Source organism: Oceanispirochaeta sp., assembly GCF_027859075.1.
GTDB lineage: Bacteria > Spirochaetota > Spirochaetia > DSM-2461 > DSM-2461 > Oceanispirochaeta.
On the sequence record NZ_JAQIBL010000066.1, the window covers coordinates 1 to 4,668 of the forward strand.

General features: G+C 38.2%; 3 protein-coding genes. 2 read left to right on the forward strand and 1 reads right to left on the reverse strand.

Annotation, left to right across the window (positions count from 1 at the left end; genetic code table 11):
* Positions 1 to 130 precede the first annotated feature (130 nt).
* On the forward strand, positions 131 to 1,120 hold the full coding sequence (locus PF479_RS03590) for a flagellar filament outer layer protein FlaA (RefSeq protein WP_298002298.1): 990 nt from the start codon (positions 131 to 133) through the stop codon (positions 1,118 to 1,120).
* 57 nt (positions 1,121 to 1,177) lie between these two features.
* Here the strand turns inward: PF479_RS03590 and PF479_RS03595 are convergent, their stop codons facing one another.
* Positions 1,178 to 2,026 (reverse strand): hypothetical protein, encoded by an 849-nt coding sequence (locus PF479_RS03595; protein WP_298002299.1) that lies wholly within the window; start codon positions 2,024 to 2,026, stop codon positions 1,178 to 1,180.
* A gap of 241 nt (positions 2,027 to 2,267) precedes the next feature.
* Between PF479_RS03595 and PF479_RS03600 the strand changes: the two genes are divergently transcribed.
* On the forward strand, positions 2,268 to 4,631 hold the full coding sequence (locus PF479_RS03600; protein ID WP_298002302.1) for a chemotaxis protein CheA: 2,364 nt from the start codon (positions 2,268 to 2,270) through the stop codon (positions 4,629 to 4,631).
* Positions 4,632 to 4,668 lie beyond the last annotated feature (37 nt).

Below are 4,668 nucleotides of genomic sequence, written 5' to 3' on the forward strand. Positions count from 1 at the left end.
GATTCTTTAATGAATCGGAAAAAATAGACTCCTGAATGAGGAAAAAAAATTTTAAATCGTTGACAAACATGTAGGCATCTGTATAATTTTGTTTATAAATAATATGAATTGATTTTTAAAGGAGCTATGAATGAAACGGTTCTTCACACTCTTGTTTTTGGCAGTTTTTTTCCTGACTGGCTCAGTATTTGCTGAAGAAACAGTTATGATTAACTTCTCAGACCTGATTGATGACTATCAGGGACAGAACAAGGCCACATTAATGGATTTCAGTACAGTAGCAGGTACACGCTACACTGAAGAAGAAAAGGCTGCTATGCAGACTTCTCTCCTTGTTCCCAACTGGGAAGTTGAGCTTACATCTTCTGCACAGACTGTAGTAAACAACTCTCTTTCCTACGTACTTGGTGTTCCCGTCCAGAACGACGTGAATAATTTTGCAACTGCGGGTGATCAGGTTATGGGTATTCGAGTCCATTTCCCTGAAGGCTCCTTTAACGCATATGCCATGGTTAAACCCCCTTTTGAGATTCCTGCATACGCTACCAGTTCTGTAGAAGATCAACCTGTTAAAGGTGATCAGTTCTCAGGTTATGGTGTGGTTAAGAATGTAGGTGTTCTTAAATCGGTGAAAGTGCGTGTCTATGGAATGAACTTTCCTATGGGCCTCGGACTTGTATTCCGTGATTCTAGAGAAAACACACAGTCTATTTTCATGAGTTATCTTAACTTTGACGGTTGGAGAGAGCTGGAATGGCAGAATCCCAACTACATTTCTGAAATCAGAAATAGAGAAATGAGAAATGATCCACTATACCCCAGAAGTCAGCCTTCGCTGACTCTGGACAGCATCTATGTCTATAGAGATGCTATGCAGGAAGGTGGAGATTTCATCTCTTACATTAAAGACGTCAGTATCATTTATGATCAGGCTGTTCTTGATGTTCTCAACTCTGACATTGACCATGAATCTACATGGAGTATCCTTGCAGATAGAGAAGAGGCCAGAAGAAACTCTGAACTCAAAAGACTGGGTAATGTTCAGGTTCTCCGATACCTGGAAACTCAGAAGATGCATTCTGATGAAGATGTAGCAGAACCTGCTGCCCCAACAGAATAATCCTATTGAGCCGAATCTCTGCTCTTTAACATAAAGACCCCGAAAGGGGTCTTTTTTTTATGGATTCCATTTAAATCCTGATATAACAGTTATCAGATAGGTTGGAACATCATTCAGTTCGATTGAACCATATGAAGATGGATAGATCTTGTTATCCAAACCCAGAAATACTGTGGCAGATGAATTGATATAGAAGTCTGTCTGAATTCCGAAGAGGATGTTTTTGATCTCAATTGTACTGGAGTCACTGAAGGTTCTGTTTATAATCTCGTAACCCATTTTCGTTTTCACCTTAAATATGGATCCTTTTTCATAGAAATCAGCATAAAAGTTATAAGAAAGGAGACTGTCAGTGTACGGGTCTGTTCCTGACAAATGAGAATAATTATCCAGCTTTTGTGTAAAATAACAGAGGATATGATCCTGTTTCAAATAAAAACCAAAAGTATAATACCCGGTGTATGTACTGTAGTCATTCTTGGCTCCGGCAAATTGAGCTGGAATCATGTCCCCGCCAATCTCAAGAAATCCCCTTCCGGGTATTTCTCCACTGAGTCTTCCTGAGAAACCAGGTTTAATCAGTGAGACTGATTCATTGATAAGGCCAAACACAGGACCAAAGGCGATTGAATAATAAGGCTGAATAAATCTCAATTCAGATGAAAGACTATATCCCTTAATGGCATTTCGATCCAGTATAAAACCATATTGAAGATTATCATTGTCTTCCGCCTGATCGAAATAATAGAGATTTGACCCCCATTGGAAATAAGGAATATAAGTAGTCGAGCTGCTGTCATACTCAGATAAACCAAAATTACCGAATTGGGTTGAAAATCCGGTCTCATAAGGGATCACCTGGAAACTAATGAAGAACAGAAAAACAGGGAAAAGTATTTTTTTCATTCTATAAAGCCTTTTAATAATTATGTCTCCCTTTGATTTTCGTATGATATGCTCCATCTGCTTAGAATATTCTGTCAAAGACAGGCATTTAATCTATGTCATTAAGATAATGACTTTTAAATTATTTACAATCCAGCTTTTAAAGCTGTATAATAAGTCTTATCTTTGTATAGAAGGTATAATATTTTTATTGTAAAATAATTGATATGATCCATCACAATCAAAAAGCGAGAGTGCAATCATGAGTGATTACCTTGATCCTAATAATGAAGAATTATTAAAAGACTTTTTTTATGAAGCCAATTCTCAGGTTGAACTGCTAGAACATAATATAATGGCTATTGAAGACAACCCTGAAGATCATGATTCAATTGATGAAATATTCAGAGCTGCCCATACCCTGAAAGGAGGGGCGGCTACTGTTCAAATGTCTGAACTGGCTGATTTCACTCACCTTGTTGAAGATCTACTCGATGAAATCCGTAGTGATAAAATAAAAATAAATGAACAGGTCATCGACAGTTTATTAGCATCCATAGATGTAATCAAAGAGATGCTCCTGGCAAGAAGCGGCGGAACAGTCTATGAAGATGATATATCCAGTCTTAAAAAAACTTTGAAATCTCTCAGTGAAGGGAAGAAAGCTGGGGCAGCCCTTCCGGTTGGCTCAGAAACATTGGATAAAAAGGAAATTTCTTCTCAAACTCCGGAACTCTCAGAGTATGATGTTCTTGAGTTAAAAGATGCTGCTGGTGGATTACCTGTAATTCAGGTGGCCGTTTCTTTTGATGAATCAAATCCCATGAATTCCGTTGGCGGTATTCAAGTCTATGCCAAACTTAAAAACTTAGGACAGATACTCAAAACCGTTCCGGAATTTGATAAACTTTATGAAGATGAATATCATCCTCAGGTTCTCTATTACATTTCATCTGAGAGTGACCCAGCTATAATCGAATCAGAGGCTTTTATTTGGGAAGTTACAGATGGTGTTGAAGCAATTATTTTAGGAAATGAAAAAAAAGCTGTTCAATCACAGGAAAAAATAAGTCGGCCTGTTGCCCCCCCAAAAACTATACTTCAGCCAGCTGCACAGGAAAAGCAAAAAGAAGAGTCAGTAAAAGAGAAAAAAGCCGAAGGAAGCGTTGAAGAAAACAATAATAATGAAATCAGCAAGGCAACGAAAGGGATTGTCAATAAAAATAAATCCAAGGATACCAGCGGTTCCATTCTCCGAGTAGACAGCAAGAGAATAGATAACCTGCTGAATCTTGTCAGCGAGGCGGTTATCAACAAGGCGACATTCAATCAGATTAACAGCTCTTTTACAGATATTCAGAATGAACTTCAGAATGCTGAAAGCAGCTTTAAAGAAAAATTAAAGACTCTCTTTGACGATCTTCCCCAATATCTTGAAGATATTCATAAGAATAAATCGGTCAAAGATATAAAAAAGGAAATCAACGAAAAGTATGAGGACCTCTTTACCATATTTGATTCCTTTGAGGGTAATTTTAAGCAGACTGTGGGAACCTTTAAAAGCACAGCTGCAAATCTTGGTAGAAATACTGGTGATTTGCACGAGGCAATACTTAAAATAAGAATGGTTCCCATCAATCAGATTTTTTCGAGATTTCCCCGTCTGGTCAGAGATTTATCCAAATCACTGAATAAAAATATTAAACTCACCATTGAGGGCGAGGACACAGAGCTGGATAAATCTGTTATTGAAGAACTTCTTGATCCTCTCATGCATTGTGTTAGGAATTCACTGGATCATGGTATTGAAAACCCTGATGTAAGAGTTGCTGCGGGTAAATCAGATGAAGGACTGATTCTCCTGAAAGCCAGTAACGAAGGGAATATGATAGTCATCGAAATTGCCGATGATGGTGCCGGTATTGATGTCGACAATGTTAAAAGAAAAGCGATTGACAGAGGCATTATTCATCCCAGTAAAAACCTCTCTGATGTGGAGGCCTTTAACCTTATATTTGAACCTGGTTTTTCAACGGCTAAAGAAGTAACCAATATTTCGGGAAGAGGAGTCGGACTGGATGTTGTAAGGAAAGAGATTGAGAAACTGAATGGAACCGTCACAGTACTATCGACCAGGAATAAGGGCACTCGTTTCATTATAAAACTGCCTTTGACTCTTGCCATAATACAGGGACTTCTTGTCCGTGTTGGAACAGAAGTTTATGCCATTCCGATCACCAGTGTTATTGAAAGTCACAGAATAAAGCCTGAAGAAATCAAGATCATTGATAACCATGAAGTATTCAATGTGAGAGATGATGTTATTTCTCTTGTCAGGATGAATCGCTTATTCAGATTGAATACAGAGGAATCTGAGGATTACAACTTCATTGTTATAGTCGGCAGCGGAGACAAAAAAATGGGAGTCATGGTAGACTCATTGATTGGTGAAGAAGATGTAGTCATCAAACCATTAAAAGATAAATATACCAATTCTCCGGGAATAGCCGGAGCAACCATCCTGGGAGATGGAACGGTTTCTCTGATAATCGATGTAAGCCAGCTTTTAGATCTTTGCATTCAGAAAGAACAGGCAACAAGACTTAAACGATCACAGGCATATTGAGGAAGCATTAATGAATATGAGTGTACAGAGACTAAGC